Here is an 18,734-nt window from a genome sequence, read left to right on the forward strand (position 1 = left end):
GCTGGCCGGCTGCCTCTTTGGCATCAACCAGTTGCGCCCTGGCCGGCCGCATTGGTTCGTGACGCAGTTCACGATTCAGCCCACGTTGCCTTCACGCACTTCTCGGAACACTCCGTCCGCATTGGCGTTGTCCACGATGTGCCGAGGAAACCGAACGTGCGCCCCATCCCTACCGCGCTCGCCGTCCTCCTCCCCCTCGCGTGGATGCCCTGCATCGCGCAGGAGACCACCGTACCGGGCGGTACGGTTTCGCGCACCGCGGCCGACGGCGCGTCGGCGCCGGTGCGGCGCACGCCGCCGGCGCTCCCGCCCGTCACGCACCGGAGCGTTCGCGACAGCCTGCTGGCACGTGCCGAAGCGCATCGCGAGCGCGAGGAATGGGTGGATGCGCTGGCCATCTACGAGCACCTGCTCGCCGCCGACCGGCGCGACGACGTGGCCTGGCGCATGCGCGCGCTCACGCTGGCCGACCTGGGCGCGGCGCATCGCGCTGCCGAGCTGCTTGCCGAGTGGCCCGACGCGTTCGCCGATTACCAGCGCGACCGCATCCGGGGCGATGCCGTCGCACGGCAGATCGGATGGGGCGGCACCTACGCCGAACGCGAGCAAGACCGCGACGTCGAGATGCAGCGGGCACTGGAGGCGTTGCGTACGCTGCAGACGCGCACCGACCTGACGAACTGGGAGCGCACCCGCCTGCGTATGGATTCGCTGACCGCGCTCAACGCCCTGCGGCGCTACGAGGAAACCGTGGCCGAGTACGAGGCCCTGCAGCGCGACGGCGTGGATCTGCCTGCCTACGTCCACGGCCCGGCGGGCGATGCGCTGCTGGCGCTGCGACGCCCCGAGGAAGCCGCGGCCGCGCTGAAGAAGGCCATTGCGCTCGACCCGTCGGATGTCGACACGCGCATCCTGCTGGCCTATGCCTACCTCGAGCAGGAACGCTTCGACCTCGCGCTGCCGCTGGTCGACGAGCTGGTGAAGTCGCAGCCGGCCTGGCCCTACCGGGTCGGCGCACGAACCGGTTACGAGAACTGGGACCGCTACAAGGCCGCGGTCGCGCAGGCCTCGATGATCTCCTTCGCCCACGATCACGCCCGCGCGCAGGCGCTGCTCGACGAGCTGGTGCGGATCGGCCCGCGGCATTCGGGTACGCAGGCCGCCCTCGGTGCGGTGACCCATCGCCGCGCCCGGCCCACCGCGGCCCTCGAGCGCTACGACATGGCGCTGACCCTCGACCCGCGCAATCGTGACGCCGCCATCGGCCGCGTCTCCTCGCTCCTCGACCTGCAGCGCATGGAAGAGGCCCGCCTCGCCCACCGCGACGTGCAGGCGCGTTTCCGCGACGACCTGCACGTGGCGCGGCTCGATCGCGAGGTCGCCCTGCGCACGGGCCCGGAAGGCCGCATCAGCTGGGTACAGGGTCGCAACGACGGCGACGCCCCCGTCGGCTCGCCCTTCGGCGCGCGCGACCGGCGCGTCGAGCTGGAGGCCTGGACGCCGATCATCGGCAACCGCTGGCGCCTGGGCCTGCTCGGTGACGAGGTGCGTGCGGAGTTCGACCCCGACACCGTCCGCTACCGCCGCTTCGGGGCGGGCGTGGATTACCGCTACGACCGCCTCGGCCTGCGCGCGGCCGTCTACGACGTCAGCGAGCCCGACGAGGGCAGCGCCTGGACCTTCGGCGCCTCCTGGCGCATCAACGATGCCTGGCGCGTGGGTGCGTCCGTGGCGAAGAACGATGTGGACACCTCCATGCAGGCGCGCCGCGCCGGCATCGAGGCCGACTCGGTGGCGGTGGCTGCGTCGTGGACGCCCAGCGACCTCGCCGCCGTGGACGGCGAGCTCAAGCGTTTCCGCTACGACGACGGCAACGAGCGCGACCAGGCCTCGGTCTTCGGGCGCTGGCGCCTGCACACGGCCCCGCACCTGCTGGTCGACGGGCTGGCCTCGGGCTGGTGGAGCCGCGCCTCCGAGACCGGCCGCCCCTACTTCAACCCCGAGCGCGACGCGATGGCCACCGTCGGGGTGCGGCTGGACCACATCCTCTGGCGGCGGTACGAGCGGCACCTGCGCCAGCGCTTCGAGGTGAACGTCGGGCCGTACTGGCAGGAGGGCTTCGGCACGCGCTGGGTGCCACAGGCCGCGTACCGCCACGAGTGGCGTCCCGCGCAGGGACATACCTTCGAGTACGGCGTGTCGTGGTCGCGGCCGGTCTACGACGGCAACCGCGAACGCCGCATCGCCTTCGAGGCGAGCTACCGGTGGGGGTTCTGATGCGCCTGGTCCTGCTCCTGTCCGTCCTGCTTCTTGGTCTGCTGCTTCCCGGCCGCGCCGACGCGCTGCTGGTGCTGAGCTACCACGACATCCGCGACGACGTGGCCCCCAAGGGCGACCCCGATCCCTTCGCCGTGTCGACCCGCAACTTCGCCATGCACCTGGACTGGCTGCGCGCGCACGGCTACGTGCCGGTGAGCGCGCAGGCGGTGCGCGAGGCGCGCGCCGGGCGCCGCAGCCTGCCCGACAAGGCGGTGCTCATCACCTTCGACGACGGCCTGCGCAGCACCTACACGCATGCCTACCCCCTGCTGCGCAGCTACGGCTATCCCGCGCTCGTCGCCGTGGTGACCAGCTGGATGGACCTGCCGGCGGACGCGCGCGTGCCCTACGGCTCGCGCGACTTCACGCGCGAGGACTTCCTCACCTGGGAGCAGCTGCGCGAGATGCAGGCCAGCGGCCTCGTGGAGGTCGGCTCGCACAGCCACGCGCTGCATTCGGGTGTTCCCGGCAACCCGCAGGGCAACCAGATGCCCGCGGCGATCACGCGCCGCTGGGAGCGCGGCTACGAGCCCGAAGCCGCCTACCGCGAGCGCATCCGCAAGGACCTTGCCGAAAGCGCGCGGCTGATCGAGAAGCATCTCGGCCGCCGACCGCAGGTCATGGTCTGGCCCTATGCCGCCTACAACCGCGTGTCGAATGCCATCGCCGCCGACCTGGGCATGGGCATGTCCTTCGACCTGGAAGGTCGCAGCGCGGGGCTCGACCGTGCCGGCCCCGGCGCGGACGGATCGGGCGGCGACAGCCTCGCGCGCCTGCTGATGTACGACAACCCCGACATCACGGACTTCGTCTACGAGCTGCGCCGCGACGTGCGCCGCAACGGCATCCGCGCGATCCAGGTCGACCTCGACTACGTCTACGACCCGGACCCCGCGCAGACCGAGCGCAACCTCGGCGTGCTGGTGGAGCGCATCCACCGCATCAGGCCCACCCATGTCTACCTGCAGGCCTTCGCCGACCCCGATGGCGACGGCGCCGCCGAGGCGCTCTACTTCCCGAACCGGCACATGCCGATGCGCGCGGACCTGTTCAACCGCGCGGCCTGGCAGCTGCGCACGCGCGCCAACGTGGCGGTCTACGCGTGGATGCCGGTGCTGGGATTCGAGCTGCCCGACGCGGCGCGCCAGCAGCGCCTGCGCATCGCGGCGAGCAACCCCGCCGAGATCCCGCGGCTCGACCCCACCCGCCCCGAAACCGCCGAACTCGTCGGCGACCTCTACGAAGACCTTGCGATCTCGTCGCACTTCACCGGCCTGCTCTTCCACGATGACGCCTACGTGCGCGAGGACGAGACGCTCGCCGACGGCAGCACCGGTGCGGCCCGCACGCAGCGCCTGATCGACTTCACCGGCCGGCTGGAGGCACGCGCCGAGCACTGGCGGCCGAAGCTGGTCACCGTGCGCAACCTCTTCGCGCAGCCGGTGCTGCAGCCCGCGAGCGAGGCATGGTTCGCACAGCAGCTGCCGGCCTTCAACCGCGCCTACGACTACACGGCGCTGATGGCCATGCCCTACATGGAGAACGCTGCCGATCCCACGGGCTGGCTGGAGACCCTGGTCCGGCGGGTAGCCGCCAGCCCGCAGGGTCTGGACCGCACGATTTTCGAGTTGCAGGCCACCGACTGGCGCGTTTCCCGGCCGGTGCCCGTAGACGCGATGGAAGCACAGGCCAGGCGGGTGCTGGCGCTCGGGGGCCGCCACCTCGCCTATTACCCGGACGATTTCCTGAAGGACCGCCCTCCCCTCGAAAGCGCGCGCGCCGTGATGTCCGCGCGCGCCTTCCCATACCTCGAGCGGTGAGACGATGCCCAGAATCGACCTCCTCGGCCTGTTCTTCGACTTCGCGTTCTACTACCCGATCGTGATGTCGCTGTTCTGGATGGCGGGCGGAATCTACTACTACGTCCGTCGCGAACGCCGCGGGCCGCGCCCCGACCAGCCACCGGCCATGGAGAGCTACCCGATGGCGTCGATCCTCGTTCCCTGCCACAATGAGGGCGCGAACGTCGACGACACCATCGTGGCACTCGCCGCGCAGCGCTATCCCAACTTCGAGATCGTCGCCATCAACGACGGCAGCACGGACGACACGGCGGCCCGCCTCGATGCGCTGGCCGGGCGCTATCCCATGCTCCGCGTGATCCACCTGGACCGCAACATGGGCAAGGCCAACGCGCTGCGCATGGGCACCATCGCCGCGCGTGGCGAATATCTGGTCTGCATCGATGGCGACGCGCTGCTCCATCCCGACGCCACCCAGTGGCTGGTCTGGCACCTCACCAGCGGCCCGCGCGTGGGCGCGGTGACCGGCAACCCGCGCATCCGCAACCGCTCCACCCTGCTCGGCCGCCTGCAGGTGGGCGAGTTCTCCTCGATCATCGGCATGATCAAGCGCGCCCAGCGCAGCTACGGGCGGCTGTTCACCGTCTCGGGCGTGGTCGCGGCCTTCCGCAAGACCGCCCTGCATCGCGTCGGCTACTGGTCCGACGACATGGTCACCGAGGACATCGACGTCAGCTGGCGGCTGCAGCTCGACCACTGGGACATCCGCTACGAGCCCAACGCGCTGGCCTACATCCTGATGCCCGAAACCTTCAAGGGCCTATGGAACCAGCGCCTGCGCTGGGCCAAGGGCGGCGTGGAGGTGCTGCTGCGCCACGCGGGCTCGATGCGCAGCTGGGCGTCGCGACGCATGTGGGGCGTGATGCTTGAGTACGTCTTAAGCGTGGCCTGGTCGTACGTGATGCTCGCCATCATCGTGCTGTGGCTGCTGGGCTACCTCATCGACATGCCGGCCGAGCTGGAGACCAGCGGCCTGATCCCCCGCTGGCACGGCGTGGTGCTCGGCATCACCTGCATGCTGCAGTTCGCCGTGAGCATGCTCATCGACCGGCGCTACGAGCGCGGCATCGGGCGCAACTACTTCTGGATCATCTGGTATCCGATCGCGTACTGGCTGCTCAGCCTGTTCACGACGATCGTCGCCGTTCCCAAGGTGGTGTTCAGCCGCCGCAAGCAGCACCGCATCGCAACGTGGACCAGCCCCGACCGAGGTTACCGATGAACGCCACCGCCTCCCCCGCGCAGGACCCCTACATCACCCATCCGCGCGAGCCGGCCCCGGGCCGCGTCCGCACCGTGCAGGGCGTGATCACGCTGCTGGCCTGGGTGGTCTACGCCTGGCTGTGGCTCCCGGTGATCACGGTGATCGCCTGGATGCTGGGCGTGCGCACCAGCTACGTGGAGCTGTTCGTGCGCAACTACGAGTTCGACCAGGACACCTTCGGGATCCTGTTCACCTTGGCGGTGGTCGCCACCGTCGTGCTGATCGGCTGGGCCGAGTACAACCGGCACAAGTTCTCCGGGCGCGATCGCCGCGCGCCCGCCGTGAACGTGGGCGCCGAGGACATCGCACGCTCGCTGGGCACGCCCGTTCACGTGTCGCAGGAACTGGTCCGCGCGAAGTCGATCACGCTGGCCATGGGCGACGATGCACGGCCCACCGGCGTGCATCGCCATACGCCGATGTCCGGGCTGCTCTAGGACGCGATCGCGTCGAGCCGCGCGCGCACCGCGTCCAGCGCGGGCGCGCCCGGTGCTCCCGGAGACACCCGGGCGCGCAGGCTGCCCACCGCATCGCCGGCCGCCCAGCGCGCGGGGTCCGCGGCCTGCACGTAGGCCTCGCGGAAGGGAATGCCCTGGCGGGCCAGGTCGATGGCGAGGTCGGTGGCGTACATCGACGGCTCGAGCGCGGCGTCCAGTGCTTCGACGCGCCATTCGAGGCTGCGCAGCAGCTCGGGCAGCAGGGCGAGCGCGGCCAGGCCATGCTCGATCCCCCGCACCACCGGGCCCTTGGTGAACTGCAGGTCGCGGTGGTAGCCGCTGGGCAACGACAGCACCTGCTCGATCTCCGCCCGCGCGGCGGCTACCGGTGCGTACGAGGCGCGCAACAGTTCGATGGCGTCGGGGTTGCGCTTGTTCGGCATGATCGAGCTGCCGGTGACGTAGCGCGCCGGCATCCGCACGAAACCGAACTCGCTGGTGGTGAACAGGCTGAGGTCCCAGGCGAGACGGCGCACGTCCAGTAGGGCCGCGCCCACGGCCTCGAGCGCCGCCATCTCGAACTTGCCGCGCGACAGCTGCGCATAGCCGGGGCTGGCCTGCATGCGGCCGAAACCCAGTGCGCGGCCGGTCGCCTCGCGCGGCAGCGGCAGGTTGATGCCGTAGCCGGCCGCCGTGCCCAGTGGATCGGCGTCGATCCACTCGCGCGTCTGGCGCGCCCGCCAGGCGTTGTCGACGAAGGCCTCCGCCCATGCCGCCCACCACGCGCCGGTGGACGACACCACCGCGCGCTGCAGGTGGGTATAGCCCGGCATGGGCTGCAGCATCTCGTCCGCCGCGCGGTCGAGGGCCACGCGCGCGCAGTCGACGCAGAGCGCGCGCAGCGCGTCGAGCCGGTCCAGCAGCCACAGGCGCGTGGCCACGAGCACCTGGTCGTTGCGGCTGCGCCCGGTATGGATGCGGCGCCCGGTGTCGCCGAGTTCCTCGATCAGCACGGCCTCGATCGCCGAGTGCCCGTCCTCGTAGCGCTCGTCCAGGACGAACCGCCCGGCCTCGACGTCGCCGTCCAGCCTCGACAGCACCCCGTCGATGCGCGCGAACTCCTCCGCGGACAGGATCCCGATGGCCGCGAGTCCGCGCGCGTGCTCGCGGCTGGCGCGGATGTCGTAGCGCAGGAATTCGCGGTCGAGCACCACGTCGTCGCCGGCGAGGAATCGCTGGATTCGCGCGTCGATCTCGACGCCGTCCTTCTGCCAGAGCAGCGTACTCATGCACCATCTCCTGCCGCATGCGGAATGCCCGCGGTCTCGTCGATACCGAAGGCGAGGTTGAGGTTCTGCAGCGCCTGCGTGGCCGCGCCCTTGAGGAGGTTGTCCAGCGTGGCGACGACGACCAGGCGACGGCCGTCGGCCGACAGCGCGAAGCCGCCGACGTCGGCGTGGTGCCGGCCGGCGATGCGGCTCACCCACGGAGCGTCCTCGACCACGCGCACCAGCGGCTCCCCGTCGTACCGTGCCCCGTAGCGCGCCCGCACTTCGTCCAGCGTGGCCGGCGCCGACAGGTGCAGGTTCGAGGTGACCGTCAGGCCGCGGAAATGCGGCGCGACGTGCGGCATGAACTCGACCGGATGGCCGAGCTGCCGCGCGACCTCGCGCTCGTGAACGTGGCCGGTTAGCGCATAGGGCATGAGGTTGTCGCGCAGCAGCACGGGGTCGTTCTTCGGCGACGGCGACGTTCCCGCACCCGAGTAGCCCGAGACGCCGAAGCACTGCACGGCGCCCTCGAGCCGGTCGAGCATCGGCGCGATCGACAGCTGCATCGCGGTGGCATAGCAGCCCGGGTTGCTGATGCGACGCGCGCGCGGGCCGCGTCCGCTGAGCTCGGGCAGGCCGTAATGCCATGCGGGGTCGAAGCGGTAGTCGGCCGAAAGGTCGACCAGCACGGTCGACGGCGCCTCCCGTTCGATCGCAGCCACGTACTCGGCCGCGCGTCCATTCGGCAGTGCCAGGACCACGGCCCCGCCATCCAGCAGCGGCAGCCCGTCGGGCGTCGAGGCCACGTAGTGCAGGTCGGCCGGCATGCCGGGAACGTGGTCCGCCACCGGCTGCCCGGCGCGCTCGCGCGACGCCACCCATGCCAGGTGGAAGCGCGGATGCGCCGCGAGCAGGCGCATCAGCTCCTCGCCCACGTAGCCCCGCGCGCCGACGATGCCGACGGGAATGCGTCCGGCGCTCATGCGGCCTCCAGGCGTGCGTCGAGCCCGTCGCGAACGGACGGCCATTCCGAGCGCAGGATGGAATAGGCGACGGTGTCGCGCAGGGAACCGTCGCGATGGCGCATGTGTGCGCGCAGCACGCCGTCGCGGCGTGCGCCGAGCCGCTCGATGGCCGCCTGCGAGCGCAGGTTGCGATGGCTGGTCTCGAAGGCCACCGCCTCGCACTGCATCACGTCGAAGGCCTGTCCGAGCAGGAGCCGCTTGGCCTCGGTGTTGAGCGCCGTGCGCTGTGCACGCGCGGCGTACCAGGTGTAGCCGATGCTCAGGCGCGGGACCGCGCTGTCGAGTTGGTAGTAGCGCGTGGAACCTACGACGCTGCCGCCGCGGTCCACGACCGCGAACGGCAGCGCCTCGCCGGCCGCCTGCATCTGCAGCGCGCGCGCGACGTAGGCCTCCGCCCCGTCGGCGTCGGGCACGCCCGTATAGGCCAGACGCCACAGCTCGCCGTCCGCCGCCGCCTGCGCGAGCGCGCGGGCGTGGTCGGTGCGCAGCGGCAGCAACGTGACATGCCGCCCCGCGAGGGTCGGTGGCATGCGCCAGGGATCAGCCGCCATGGCCGGCCTCCAGCGTGGGTGGATGCGCGTCGCAGTGCGCAACGGCCTTCTCGATCGCCTGCATGGAATCGAGCCCGTACCAGAACACCTGCCAGTGCGTGCGGCGGATCGAGCCGTCGGCCTGCGCGAAGTAGAAGGGATTGACCGGGTTGCCGTGGCGCGAGCGCCAGAACAGCGTCGGCGTCTGGTCGCGCATCACCTGCCAGACCGCGCGTCCGAGGCCCTCGCCCTGCGCCTCGTCGAGCACGGCGAACTTGTCGAGGTAGGGCACGCCGTCCTCGAGCGTCACGATCATCGCGGCGCGGTAGTTCTCGCTGACGTAGGCGCGGTGCAGTCGCGTGCGTTCGAAGTAGTCGGGCAGCAGGCGGCGGCCGAAGGCCGATTCGATCAGGTCGCGCAGGCGCGCCGTGTCCAGTTCGTTCCAGGACGAGGCCGTGAGCACGCGCTCGCCGCGCCGCACCAGGGTGCCCGAGCCCTTGTGCGTGAACAGCTCCTTGGCGAGTTCGGCCGGCCGGGTGATCGACACCGACGATGAATGCGGCAGCGCGTCCAGCAGTTCGCGGATCTGCTCGATCTTCAGCCGCATCCCGCCCGTGAGCCAGGGCTGGCGCATGAGCTGCTCGTACTCGGTGGACAGGTTGATCGAATCGATGACCTGCCCCTGGCCGTCCAGCAGCCCGCCGGTGCCGGTGAGGAAAACGATCTTGTAGGGCTGCAGCGCGCGCACCAGTTCATTGGCCGCGAAATCGGCATTGATGTTGACGATCTGGCCGGTCGCCGTTTCGCCAAGACTGGCGATGACCGGGATCGAACCCACGCGCAGGCTGGCGTGGATGGGCGCAAGCTCCACGCGCTGCACGCGACCCACCAGGCCCAGCCTCTCGCGGTCGATGTACTCGGCCTCGAAAACCCCCGAGACGATGGACGTGGAACGCGCGCCGGCTTCCTGCAGCGCCTCGGCCAGGCGCAGGTTCTCGGCATGGAAGACGCGGCGCACGATGGCCAGCGTTTCCGGCGAGGTGACGCGCAGGCCGTCGACCGTCTGCTTCTCGATGCCGGCCGCGGCGAGCTGCGCGTCGAGCTGCGGCCCCGCGCCATGGATGACGATGGGCGTGAGGCCGACGTCCTGCAGGAAGGCCAGTGACGAGGCCAGCGCATCGAGATCGTCGCGCAGCACCGCGCCGCCCACCTTCACCACCGCGAAACGCTCGGCATCGAGCTGCGCGAAACGCCGCAGGTACTGGTCGATCTCCTTCGCGCTGCCCATGCTCGAGAGCAGGCGCACGATGGTCTGGCGGGTCTGGATGTCGTGCACCGGGGTCATGCCGCGGCTCCCAGGATGCGCGCGACGGATCCGGCGTAGCGCTCGAGCTGGGCGATTTCCACCCATTCGTCCGCCGTGTGCGCCTGCGCGATGTCGCCGGGGCCGTAGACGAACGTGGTCAGCCCCGCCTCGGAGAACAGCGAGGCCTCCGTCCAGAAGTCCACGGCGTTGCCGATGGGCAGATCCAGCGCGTCGGCCAGGTCACGTGCGGCCAGGCGCGCGCGCTCGGCGCCGTCCAGCCCACCGGCGGGCAGCGCCGGCCCGCGGAAGGTTTCGGTGTAGGAGTCGATGGCGCCGTCGTCCGCCAGCGCCTGCAGGCGCGCATGCAACCCGTCGGTCGACATGGAGGGCAGCGGGCGGAAGTTGAAGCGCAGCTCGGCGCTGGGCGCGATCACGTTGCCCTTGATGCCGCCGGCCATCGTGCCGATGTTGAAGCGCAGGCCGGTCAGGCCGCCGAACCGCTGGTGCGCCTCGCCCTGCACGAGGTCGAGCGCCGCCGCGCCCCAGCGCATGGCGCGGTGCACGGCGCTGGCCTCCAATGCGTCGGCGACCGAAGCGTGGCCGGCCTGCCCGCGAAAGCGCACCAGCGCCGAGCTGATGCCACGATGCGCGAGCACCGCCTCGCAATGCGTCGGCTCGGCCACGATGGCCTCCCGGAAGCCGTGGTCACCGGCAAGGAAGGCACGGATGCAGCGCGCATCGTTGGCTTCCTCGTCCGTGCTGAACAGGAACGCCGCGTCGCCCGAGGTCACCGCCGCCGCCGCGACGAGCCCGGCGGCCGCACCCTTGATGTCGCAGGCGCCGAGCCCGATGGCCCGGTCGCCTTCGATGCGCAGGCGCAGCGGGTCCGCCGTCCACGCCTCCGACGACGGCACCGTGTCCAGGTGCACGTTGAAGACCCGCGCGGGTTCGCCGCGCACGGCTAGCATCGACACCGCGCCGGCGCCGTGGTCGGTCACCTCGATGCGGAAGCCCGGCAGGTGTTCGCGCAGGTAGTCGAAGATGCCGCCGGTGCCGATGGCACGTGGCGGATTGCGCGTGTCGAAGCCGACCAGGGCCTCGAGATGCGCCAGCACCGCCTCACGCATCGCCGCCGGCTCCGTTCACCTGGGCCCAGAGCGTGCTGCTCATGCCGAACAGCTTGATGAAGCCCTCGGCTTCCTCCACGCCCCAGTCCGCCGATTGCGCGTAGGTCGCGCCCTTCGAATGCAGCAGGTGCCTGGACGTCACCGCGACCGCGTCGACCCGCCCGCCGCGCGTTTCCAGCACCACTTCGCCGTCGACCATGCGCTGCGACGAGGCCAGGAACGCTTCCAGGTCGGTCTTGAGCGGGTCGTGGAAGAAGCCCTCGTACACGAGCTCCACCCACTTGCGCGCCACCTCGGGCTTGAACCGGTTCTGCTGCTTGGTGAGCACCGCCTCCTCCAGCGCACGATGCGCGACGAGCAGGCCGGTCAGGCCCGGTGCCTCGTACACGATGCGCCCCTTGAGACCGATGGTGGTGTCGCCGGTGTACATGCCGCGGCCCACCCCGTAGGGCGCGAGCTTCGCGTTGAGCGCGGCGAGGATGCGATGGCCTTCCATCGCTTCGCCATCGAGGGCTACCGCCTCGCCCTGTACGAAGCGGATCGCGATGCGCAGCGGTGCCGCCGGCCATTCCTCGCGCGGCGCGCACCAGCCGCGCGCGCCTTCGCCGGGCGCTTCCCAGCGGTCGATCTCGCCGCCCGACAGCGTCACGCCCAGCAGGTTCTCGTTGATGGTGTAGCTCTGCTGCTTGGCGCGCACGCCGAAGCCGCGCTCTTCCAGATAGGCCTGCTCGTAGGCGCGCGTCTGCGTGTGCTCCTTCTGGATCTCGCGGATGGGCGCCACGATGCGGTAGTCGCCGCTGGCCTTCACCGCAAGGTCGAAACGCACCTGGTCGTTGCCCATGCCGGTGCAGCCATGCGCGATGGCGTTCGTGCCCAGCTCGCGGCAACGCTGCAGCGCGGCGTCCACGATCAGGTAGCGGTCGGATACCAGCAAGGGATACTGGCCCTGGTAGGCCTCGCCGGCGTGCACGAAGGGCCTGACGAAGCCGGCCCAGATCGCCGGGCCGCCGTCCACCGTGACGTGGCTGGCCACGCCCAGCTCGGCGGCGCGCTGCTCGATGTAGGCGCGCTCCTCCGCGTCGACGCCGCCGGTATCGGCGAACACGGTGTGCACGGTCCAGCCGCGTTCCTTCAGGTAGGGCACGCAGAAGCTGGTGTCGAGGCCGCCGGAGAAGGCGAGGACGATGTCGCGGGATTCGTTGGGTGACATGGCGGGTTCCGGAGTCGAATCGAAATCAGGCGCGCTGGCCGATGAGCGCGGCCATTACCGCTTTCTGCACGTGCAGGCGGTTCTCGGCCTCGTCGATGGCAATGCAGGCGGGCGAGTCCATCACGGCGTCCGTGGCCTTGACGTTGCGGCGCAGCGGCAGGCAGTGGCTGAACACGCCGTTGTTGGTCAACGCCATCTTCCGCTCGTCGACGATGAAGTGCCTGTACTGGTCGCGGATCGGCTTCTCGGGCGCCCAGTTGCCGAAGTAGGGCAGCGCGCCCCAGCTCTTGGCATAGACGACGTCGGCGCCGGCGTAGGCGCTGTCGATGTCGTGGCTCACGGTGAGCGAACCGCCGCTCTCGGCGACGTTCTGCTCGGCCCAGCCCATGTAGCGCTCGTCGAGCACGTACTCGGGCGTCGGGCACAGCAGCGTCACGTCCATGCCCAGCCGCGTGGCGATGGTCAGCGCGGAGTTCGCGACGGCGGTGTTGAGCGGCTTGGGGTGGTAGGTCCAGGTGAGCACGTACTTCCTGCCGCGCAGGTCGGTGGTGCCGAAGTGCTCCTGCAGGGCCAGCGCGTGGGCAAGCTCCTGGCAGGGGTGCGTGATCGTCTCCATGTTGATCACCGGCACGGTCGAGTACTTGGCGAAGGCCTTGAGCACGCGATCCTCGCGATCCACCGACCAGTCCACGAACTTCGGGAATGCGCGCACGCCGATCAGGTCCACGTAGCGGGCCAGCACGCGCGCGACCTCGGCGATGTGCTCCTCCGCCTCGCCGTCCATCACCGCGCCGAGGTCGAACTCGATGGGCCAGGCGTCCTTGCCCGGCTGCAGCACGATGGCATGGCCGCCCAGCTGGAACGCGCCCAGTTCGAAGCTCGTGCGCGTGCGCATGGACGGGTTGAAGAAGACCAGGGCGATCGACTTGCCGCGCAGCTGGTCGCCAAAGCGCTCGCGCTTGAAGCGCGCCGCGTCGGCCAGCAGCGCGTCGAGCTCGGCGCGGGACCAGTCCTGGGTGTTGAGAAAATGCTTCATGTCGGACTCCGGGAAGAAATGCCGGGCCCGTAAACGCACGAACCCAGCGCGGGGCTGGGTTCGGAAGGATCCTGTCAGCGAACGACGCTCAGGACAGGGAAAGCTCGACGAAGCCCAGCCGGTTGTCGGTGGAGCGTCGGCGCGCGCGCGAGGTCATGCCCGCCGCCATCCAGGCGGAGGTGAGCACGTCGGCGTCGGCGTAGAAGGCGTTCATCGAGTCGCGCATGCTCGCATGCGGGGGCGGGCCCCGCAAGCGCCGCTCAGGGGGCCGGCATCACGGAAATGCGGATGCGCAGCAGGTGGCCGGGGTCCTCGGCCAGGCGCGAGCGGTACTTGGAGCCGCGGTAGGTGTAGTCGACGTCGTAGGCGATCGGGCGGCGGAACTCGCGCTCCACCGGCACGCTGCGGCAGTTGCGGCGCGCCGCGGGCGCATCGTCGCGGTTGAAGGCGCCGCGAACGGCCCCGACCACCCGGCGGATCCGCGACCGCTCCTCGGCGGTCATGCCCGTGCAGCGCGTCTCCACGCTGGTGGCGGTGAGCGTCTGGTAGACGGGCGTCACCCGCAGCACCTTGGCGTACTCGTAGCGCACGTTCTCGCGCTGGACGACCGTCGTCTGCGCGGCGGCCGTGCCGGCGAGCAGCAGGACGAGGACGGGCAGCTGCAGGGCAAAGCGCAAGTCGGGAACTCCGGCCGGTGCGGACCGCGGCAGTGTATTCGCCCCGGGGTGGCGCGCGCTGAACCTCCCCTGTCACCCGCCCCGCGGCGGCGGGAACGCCGGGCGGCCTACAATGCGCGGCTGACCCGAGGGCCCGCCATGTCCCTGCAGCTCTACAACAGCCTCACCCGCCGCGTCGAAGCCTTCGAGCCGCTGGATCCAGCGCGCCCGACCATGTACGTCTGCGGGCCGACGGTCTACAACTACGTGCACATCGGCAATGCGCGCGGGCCGGTGGTGTTCGGCGTGCTCGCGGACCTGCTGCGGCGCCGCTACGGCACGGTGGCCTACGCGCGCAACATCACCGACGTCGACGACAAGATCAACGCCGCCGCCCGCGAGCAGCAGGTGCCGATCTCGGCGATCACCGACCGCTTCGCCCAGGCCTACCGCGACGACATGGGTGCGCTGGGCGTGCGCCTGCCCGACATCGAGCCCACCGCCACCGGCCACATCCCGCACATGATCGCGATGATCCAGCGGCTGATCGCCTCGGGCCACGCCTACGCCGCCGAGGGCCACGTGCTGTTCTCGGTCGCCAGCTTCGACGGCTACGGCAAGCTCTCGCGCCGGGACCGCGACGAGATGCTCGCCGGCGCGCGCGTCGAGGTGGCCCCGTACAAGCGCGACCCCGGCGATTTCGTGCTGTGGAAGCCCTCAGGCGACGACCTGCCCGGCTGGGACTCGCCCTGGGGCCGCGGCCGCCCGGGCTGGCACATCGAATGCTCGGCGATGGCGGAAGCGCACCTGGGCGAAACCATCGACATCCATGCCGGCGGCGTGGACCTGCAGTTCCCGCACCACGAGAACGAGATTGCGCAGAGCGAATGCGCCCACGGCGGCAAGCCCTTCGCGCGCTTCTGGCTGCACAACGGCATGCTCAACTTCGGCGGCGCGAAGATGAGCAAGTCGCTGGGCAACATCGAGAAGGTGCACGACCTGGTGCGCGCGCATCCGCCGGAGGCGCTGCGCTATGCCCTGCTGTCGGCGCATTACCGCCAGCCGCTGGAATGGTCGGATGCGCTGATCGAGCAGAGCGTGCGCACCCTGGACCGGCTCTACGGCACGCTGCGCGACCTCGCCGACGTGCCGGCCGAGGCGCGCATCCCCGAGGCGGTCGAGGCCATGCTCGACGACGACCTGGGCACGCCGCAGGTCCTGGCCGAGCTCGCGCGCATCGCCGCCGAGGCGCGCAAGGCCACGGGCGACGCCGACCGCTCGCGGCTGAAGTCCGACCTGCTGGGCGCGGGGCTGGCCCTCGGCCTGCTGCAGCAGTCACCGGCGGACTGGTTCGCGCGCGGCGCCTCGGGCGACGATGACGCGCGCATCCAGTCGTTGGTCGACGAGCGCAGCGCCGCCAAGAAAGCACGCGACTTCGCCCGCGCCGATGCCATCCGCGACCAGCTCGCGGCCGAAGGCATTCTCCTGGAAGACACCCCGGCCGGCGTACGTTGGCGCCGCGCCTGACCCCGCACCGAACCGCATCGACGTGACCGACCGCCATTTTCCGCTCGAACCCACGGCCGCCGAGGCGCAGGCCGCGATCCGCGACGAGTTCGCGTTCTTCTCGGACTGGGCCGAGCGCTACCAGTACCTCATCGACCTGGGCCGTCGCCTGCCGCCCCTGGACGATGCGCTGCGCACCGAGGAAAACCGGCTGCTGGGCTGCCAGTCCAAGGTATGGATCGTCTGCGAGGGCGATGCGGGACGGCTGGACTTCACCGCCGCCAGTGACTCGGCGATCGTCTCCGGCCTGATCTATCTCGCGCTTCGCGTCTATTCCGGGCGCGCGGCCGCCGAGATCCTCGCCACCGAGCCCACGTTCGTGGCCGACATCGGCCTGTCGCGGCACCTGTCGCCCACGCGCAGCAACGGCCTGAGCGCGCTGCTGGCCTTCATCCGCGAAAGGGCGCAGCAGGCGGCGTGAGCGCGGCCGACGCCCCGGAGACGCCGCCGGCCCATCCGCTGCGCGTGCCGGGCTTCGCCGCGCTGATGGGCTACCGCATCCTGACGATCCTCTCCTACCAGATCGTGGCCGTGGCGGTGGGCTGGCAGGTCTACCAGCTCACGCGCGATCCGCTGAAGCTGGGGCTGATCGGGCTGGCGGAGGTCATTCCCTACTTCTGCGTCGCGCCCTTCGCCGGCTACCTGGTCGACCACCTGCCCCGCCGCAAGCTCGGCATCGCCGCCTGCCTGGGGCTGGCGGCCACCGCGCTGGTGCTGGCGCTCGTCACCTCCCTGGACGGCGCCGCGCGCAACGTCTGGCCCGTCTACGCGGCGATCGCACTCACCGGCGGCGTACGCGCCTTCCTGGGGCCGGTCTACAACGCGCTGTTCGGCCGGGTCCTGGTGCGCGCGCAGTACACGCGCGGTGCGGGCATCGCCAGCATCGTGTTCCAGTCGGGCCTGGTCGTGGGGCCGGCCATCGGCGGCGTCCTGGTGGGGCTCGGCGACGTGCGCATGGCCTACGGCATCGCGGCGCTCTGCGCGCTGGGCGCCGCGGCTTTCGTAGGCTCGGTCCGCGTCACCGAGCCTGCTCCCACCCTGCAACGCGGGCCCGTGTTCGCGAGCATCGCCGAAGGCGCACGGTTCGTCTTCGGCCATCAGATCCTGCTGGCCGCGCTGGCGCTGGACATGTTCGCGGTGCTGTTCGGCGGCGCGATCTCGCTGGCGCCGGCCTTCATCGCCGACGTGCTGCATGAAGGCCCGGAGGCGCTGGGCATCCTGCGCGCCGCGCCGGCGCTGGGTTCGGTAGCCGTCGGCCTGTGGCTCGCGCGGCATCCCCTCGAGCGCCATGCCGGGCCCGTGCTGCTGGCGGCGGTCGCCGGCTTCGGCCTGTGCATGATCGGCTTCGCGCTCTCGCAGGTGCTATGGCTGTCGGCGCTGATGCTGCTGCTGTCGGGCATGTTCGACGGTGTCTCGGTGGTTCTGCGCTCCACCATCCTGCAGCTCGCCACGCCCGACGAGATGCGCGGGCGGGTGTCGTCCATCAATGGCATCTTCATCGGCTCGTCCAACGAGCTGGGTGCGTTCTGGTCCGGCTCGATGGCGCGGCTGCTCGGCCTCGTGCCGTCGGTCGTGTTCGGTGGGCTGATGACCCTGGGCGTGGTGGGCGCCACCGTGATCAAGGCGCCGAAGTTGCGGCGGCTGGACCTGCGGGAGCTCCGGTGAGGCGAAAGGCCGGTCGCCCGATGACGCATCCCCTCAGCGCGCGGCGTCAGCCGCGACGCATTTCCTTCGTTCCGGTCACTGGCCGGCGCTGCCGGGTGTTCATCGTCGACCAAGCAGCTGCATCGTCGACAGCCGCACCGCCGACGCGTCGCCGGTATTGTCAGCCTCGTCCTGCGCGATCCCGCCGCGCGCGCAGCGAGCGGGCGATGCCGTATAGGCTGACCATGACCCAGGCCAGCTCGAGCAGGAACACCGAGAGGTTGAAGCTGCCCCACAGCGAAACCAGCACGCCGGCCGCACCGAAGAGATTGAGCAGCTGGTAGCGCAGGCTGTCGCCGGCCAGGCGCCCGGCCTGCAGCAGCAGGAAGGCGAGCAGGATGGCCAGCGTGCCGGCGAGCCCGACCAGGTCGTACCACTCGAGGTTCATCCCGACACCCGCTGGCGCACCGCTTCGAACAGCGTGATGCCCGCGGCGACCGACACGTTGAGGCTCTCGACGCCGGTGGCGGCCGCACCCGGCATGGGGATCGCCACCAGGCCATCGCAGGTCTCGCGCGTGAGCCGGCGAAGGCCTTCGCCCTCGCCGCCGAGCACCAGGCCCACGTTGCCGCGCAGGTCGACGTCGTAGAGCGAGGCCCGTGCCTCGCCGGCGAGCCCGTACAGCCACACGCCCATCTGCTGCAGCTCGCGCATGGCGCGCGAGAGGTTGGTCACCGGAACCACCGGCACGGCGCCGGCCGCGCCGGCGGAGGTCTTGCGAACGGTCGCGTTCACCTGCACCGAGCGGTCCTTCGGGATGACCACCGCCGTTACGCCCGAGGCGGCGGCGCTGCGCAGGCAGGCGCCGAGGTTGTGCGGATCCTGCACGCCGTCGAGCACCAGCACGAGCGCACGCCCTTCGGCCGCCTCGACCAGCCCCTGCAGTTCGTTCTCCGACCACGTGCGTGCCGCGACGTAACGCGCGACCGCGCCCTGGTGGCGCAGGCCGCCGGCCACGCCGTCCAGGGCCTGCTGGGCCACCCGGCGCACGGGAATGTCCAGCCGCCGCGCCTGCGACTCGATCTCCTGGATGCGCGGATTCTTCGACCCCGCCTCCAGCAGCACCTCGCGTACGTGCTCCGCGTCGTTCTGCAACGCGGCCGAGACGGCATTGATGCCGGCGATCCACTGGTTCTGCTTGCTCATCCGGGCATTGTGACGCGCCGGCCCCGCGGGCGCACCCGGCGCAGGCGCAGTTCTTCCGCCACAGACGCCCGCAGCCCGGGCAAGCGCAGCCCACCCGAGCCGACCGACACGCGCCAAGCGCGTGACCCGCGTGCGCCGCACTGGCCGGGGTCGACGCCGGCGACATGCCATGCGGCATGCCCGCCACGCGACCCGGCGCGCGACATGCGAGGCCGCACGAACCACCGTATAGCCCGCGACCCGGCTCTCGCGCCTATGCGAGGACCAGGGCTACG

General features: G+C 70.9%; 18 protein-coding genes. 7 read left to right on the forward strand and 11 right to left on the reverse strand.

Translation table 11 applies throughout. From position 1 onward, the window contains the following. Positions 1–156: 156 nt before the first annotated feature. From pgaA to pgaD, 4 genes are read left to right on the forward strand one after another with little or no spacing between them, the layout of a single operon-like run. The gene (gene pgaA / locus EYQ95_RS14790) at positions 157–2,277 is read left to right on the forward strand and encodes a poly-beta-1,6 N-acetyl-D-glucosamine export porin PgaA (protein WP_132327986.1); all 2,121 of its coding nucleotides are present in this window, start codon (positions 157–159) and stop codon (positions 2,275–2,277) included. Beyond that, entirely contained in the window at positions 2,274–4,139 is a 1,866-nt protein-coding gene (gene pgaB, locus EYQ95_RS14795; RefSeq protein ID WP_370451260.1) for a poly-beta-1,6-N-acetyl-D-glucosamine N-deacetylase PgaB, read from the forward strand. The genes pgaA and pgaB overlap by 4 nt, the downstream gene beginning before the upstream one ends. Before the next feature lie 4 nt (positions 4,140–4,143). Further along, positions 4,144–5,403 (forward strand): poly-beta-1,6-N-acetyl-D-glucosamine synthase, encoded by a 1,260-nt coding sequence (gene pgaC / locus EYQ95_RS14800; RefSeq protein WP_132327988.1) that lies wholly within the window; start codon positions 4,144–4,146, stop codon positions 5,401–5,403. Further along, positions 5,400–5,882 carry a poly-beta-1,6-N-acetyl-D-glucosamine biosynthesis protein PgaD gene (gene pgaD, locus EYQ95_RS14805; RefSeq protein WP_132327989.1) on the forward strand — a complete coding sequence of 161 codons (483 nt, stop codon included), beginning with the start codon at positions 5,400–5,402 and terminating at the stop codon, positions 5,880–5,882. The genes pgaC and pgaD overlap by 4 nt, the downstream gene beginning before the upstream one ends. On the opposite strand, the gene EYQ95_RS14810 is transcribed toward pgaD, so the two are convergent. From EYQ95_RS14810 to EYQ95_RS14845, 9 genes are all read right to left on the reverse strand, one after another. Next, positions 5,879–7,171, reverse strand: coding sequence for a lyase family protein (locus tag EYQ95_RS14810; RefSeq protein ID WP_132327990.1), 1,293 nt, complete (start codon positions 7,169–7,171; stop codon positions 5,879–5,881). The two genes, pgaD and EYQ95_RS14810, sit on opposite strands and share 4 nt — an antisense overlap. Next, positions 7,168–8,136, reverse strand: a complete 969-nt coding sequence (gene argC / locus EYQ95_RS14815; protein WP_132327991.1) for an N-acetyl-gamma-glutamyl-phosphate reductase — start codon at positions 8,134–8,136, stop codon at positions 7,168–7,170. The genes EYQ95_RS14810 and argC overlap by 4 nt, the downstream gene beginning before the upstream one ends. Further along, positions 8,133–8,729: a GNAT family N-acetyltransferase gene (locus tag EYQ95_RS14820; protein ID WP_132327992.1), complete on the reverse strand. Its 597-nt coding sequence runs from the start codon at positions 8,727–8,729 to the stop codon at positions 8,133–8,135. Before EYQ95_RS14820 ends, argC begins: the two co-directional genes overlap by 4 nt. Then, positions 8,719–10,053 carry an acetylglutamate kinase gene (locus EYQ95_RS14825; RefSeq protein ID WP_132327993.1) on the reverse strand — a complete coding sequence of 445 codons (1,335 nt, stop codon included), beginning with the start codon at positions 10,051–10,053 and terminating at the stop codon, positions 8,719–8,721. The genes EYQ95_RS14820 and EYQ95_RS14825 overlap by 11 nt, the downstream gene beginning before the upstream one ends. After that, a complete protein-coding gene (locus EYQ95_RS14830; RefSeq protein ID WP_132327994.1) occupies positions 10,050–11,141 on the reverse strand; it encodes an acetylornithine deacetylase in 1,092 nt (363 codons plus the stop codon). The genes EYQ95_RS14825 and EYQ95_RS14830 overlap by 4 nt, the downstream gene beginning before the upstream one ends. After that, on the reverse strand, positions 11,134–12,351 hold the full coding sequence (locus tag EYQ95_RS14835; RefSeq protein ID WP_132327995.1) for an argininosuccinate synthase: 1,218 nt from the start codon (positions 12,349–12,351) through the stop codon (positions 11,134–11,136). The genes EYQ95_RS14830 and EYQ95_RS14835 overlap by 8 nt, the downstream gene beginning before the upstream one ends. 25 nt (positions 12,352–12,376) lie before the next feature. Further along, on the reverse strand, positions 12,377–13,387 hold the full coding sequence (locus EYQ95_RS14840; protein WP_132327996.1) for an N-acetylornithine carbamoyltransferase: 1,011 nt from the start codon (positions 13,385–13,387) through the stop codon (positions 12,377–12,379). A gap of 88 nt (positions 13,388–13,475) precedes the next feature. Next, positions 13,476–13,613, reverse strand: coding sequence for a hypothetical protein (locus EYQ95_RS26385; RefSeq protein WP_165924744.1), 138 nt, complete (start codon positions 13,611–13,613; stop codon positions 13,476–13,478). Positions 13,614–13,647: 34 nt separating this feature from the next. Next, a complete protein-coding gene (locus tag EYQ95_RS14845; RefSeq protein ID WP_370451258.1) occupies positions 13,648–14,064 on the reverse strand; it encodes a hypothetical protein in 417 nt (138 codons plus the stop codon). A 138-nt stretch (positions 14,065–14,202) separates the two neighbouring features. Here EYQ95_RS14845 and cysS point away from each other — a divergent pair, with 138 nt between their 5' ends. The 3 genes from cysS to EYQ95_RS14860 are packed head-to-tail and all read left to right on the forward strand — an operon-like array spanning position 14,203 to position 17,274. After that, positions 14,203–15,570: a cysteine--tRNA ligase gene (cysS, locus tag EYQ95_RS14850; RefSeq protein WP_132327997.1), complete on the forward strand. Its 1,368-nt coding sequence runs from the start codon at positions 14,203–14,205 to the stop codon at positions 15,568–15,570. A 22-nt stretch (positions 15,571–15,592) separates the two neighbouring features. Next, complete coding sequence (locus EYQ95_RS14855; RefSeq protein WP_132327998.1) at positions 15,593–16,030, forward strand: SufE family protein; 438 nt, start codon at positions 15,593–15,595, stop codon at positions 16,028–16,030. Next, complete coding sequence (locus EYQ95_RS14860; RefSeq protein WP_256432831.1) at positions 16,027–17,274, forward strand: MFS transporter; 1,248 nt, start codon at positions 16,027–16,029, stop codon at positions 17,272–17,274. Before EYQ95_RS14855 ends, EYQ95_RS14860 begins: the two co-directional genes overlap by 4 nt. 160 nt (positions 17,275–17,434) lie before the next feature. On the opposite strand, the gene EYQ95_RS14865 is transcribed toward EYQ95_RS14860, so the two are convergent. Both EYQ95_RS14865 and rlmB read right to left on the reverse strand, forming a co-directional pair. Further along, on the reverse strand, positions 17,435–17,701 hold the full coding sequence (locus EYQ95_RS14865; protein ID WP_132327999.1) for a hypothetical protein: 267 nt from the start codon (positions 17,699–17,701) through the stop codon (positions 17,435–17,437). Further along, positions 17,698–18,459 carry a 23S rRNA (guanosine(2251)-2'-O)-methyltransferase RlmB gene (rlmB, locus tag EYQ95_RS14870; RefSeq protein WP_132328000.1) on the reverse strand — a complete coding sequence of 254 codons (762 nt, stop codon included), beginning with the start codon at positions 18,457–18,459 and terminating at the stop codon, positions 17,698–17,700. The genes EYQ95_RS14865 and rlmB overlap by 4 nt, the downstream gene beginning before the upstream one ends. Positions 18,460–18,734 lie beyond the last annotated feature (275 nt).

Source organism: Lysobacter sp. N42 (genome assembly GCF_004344885.1).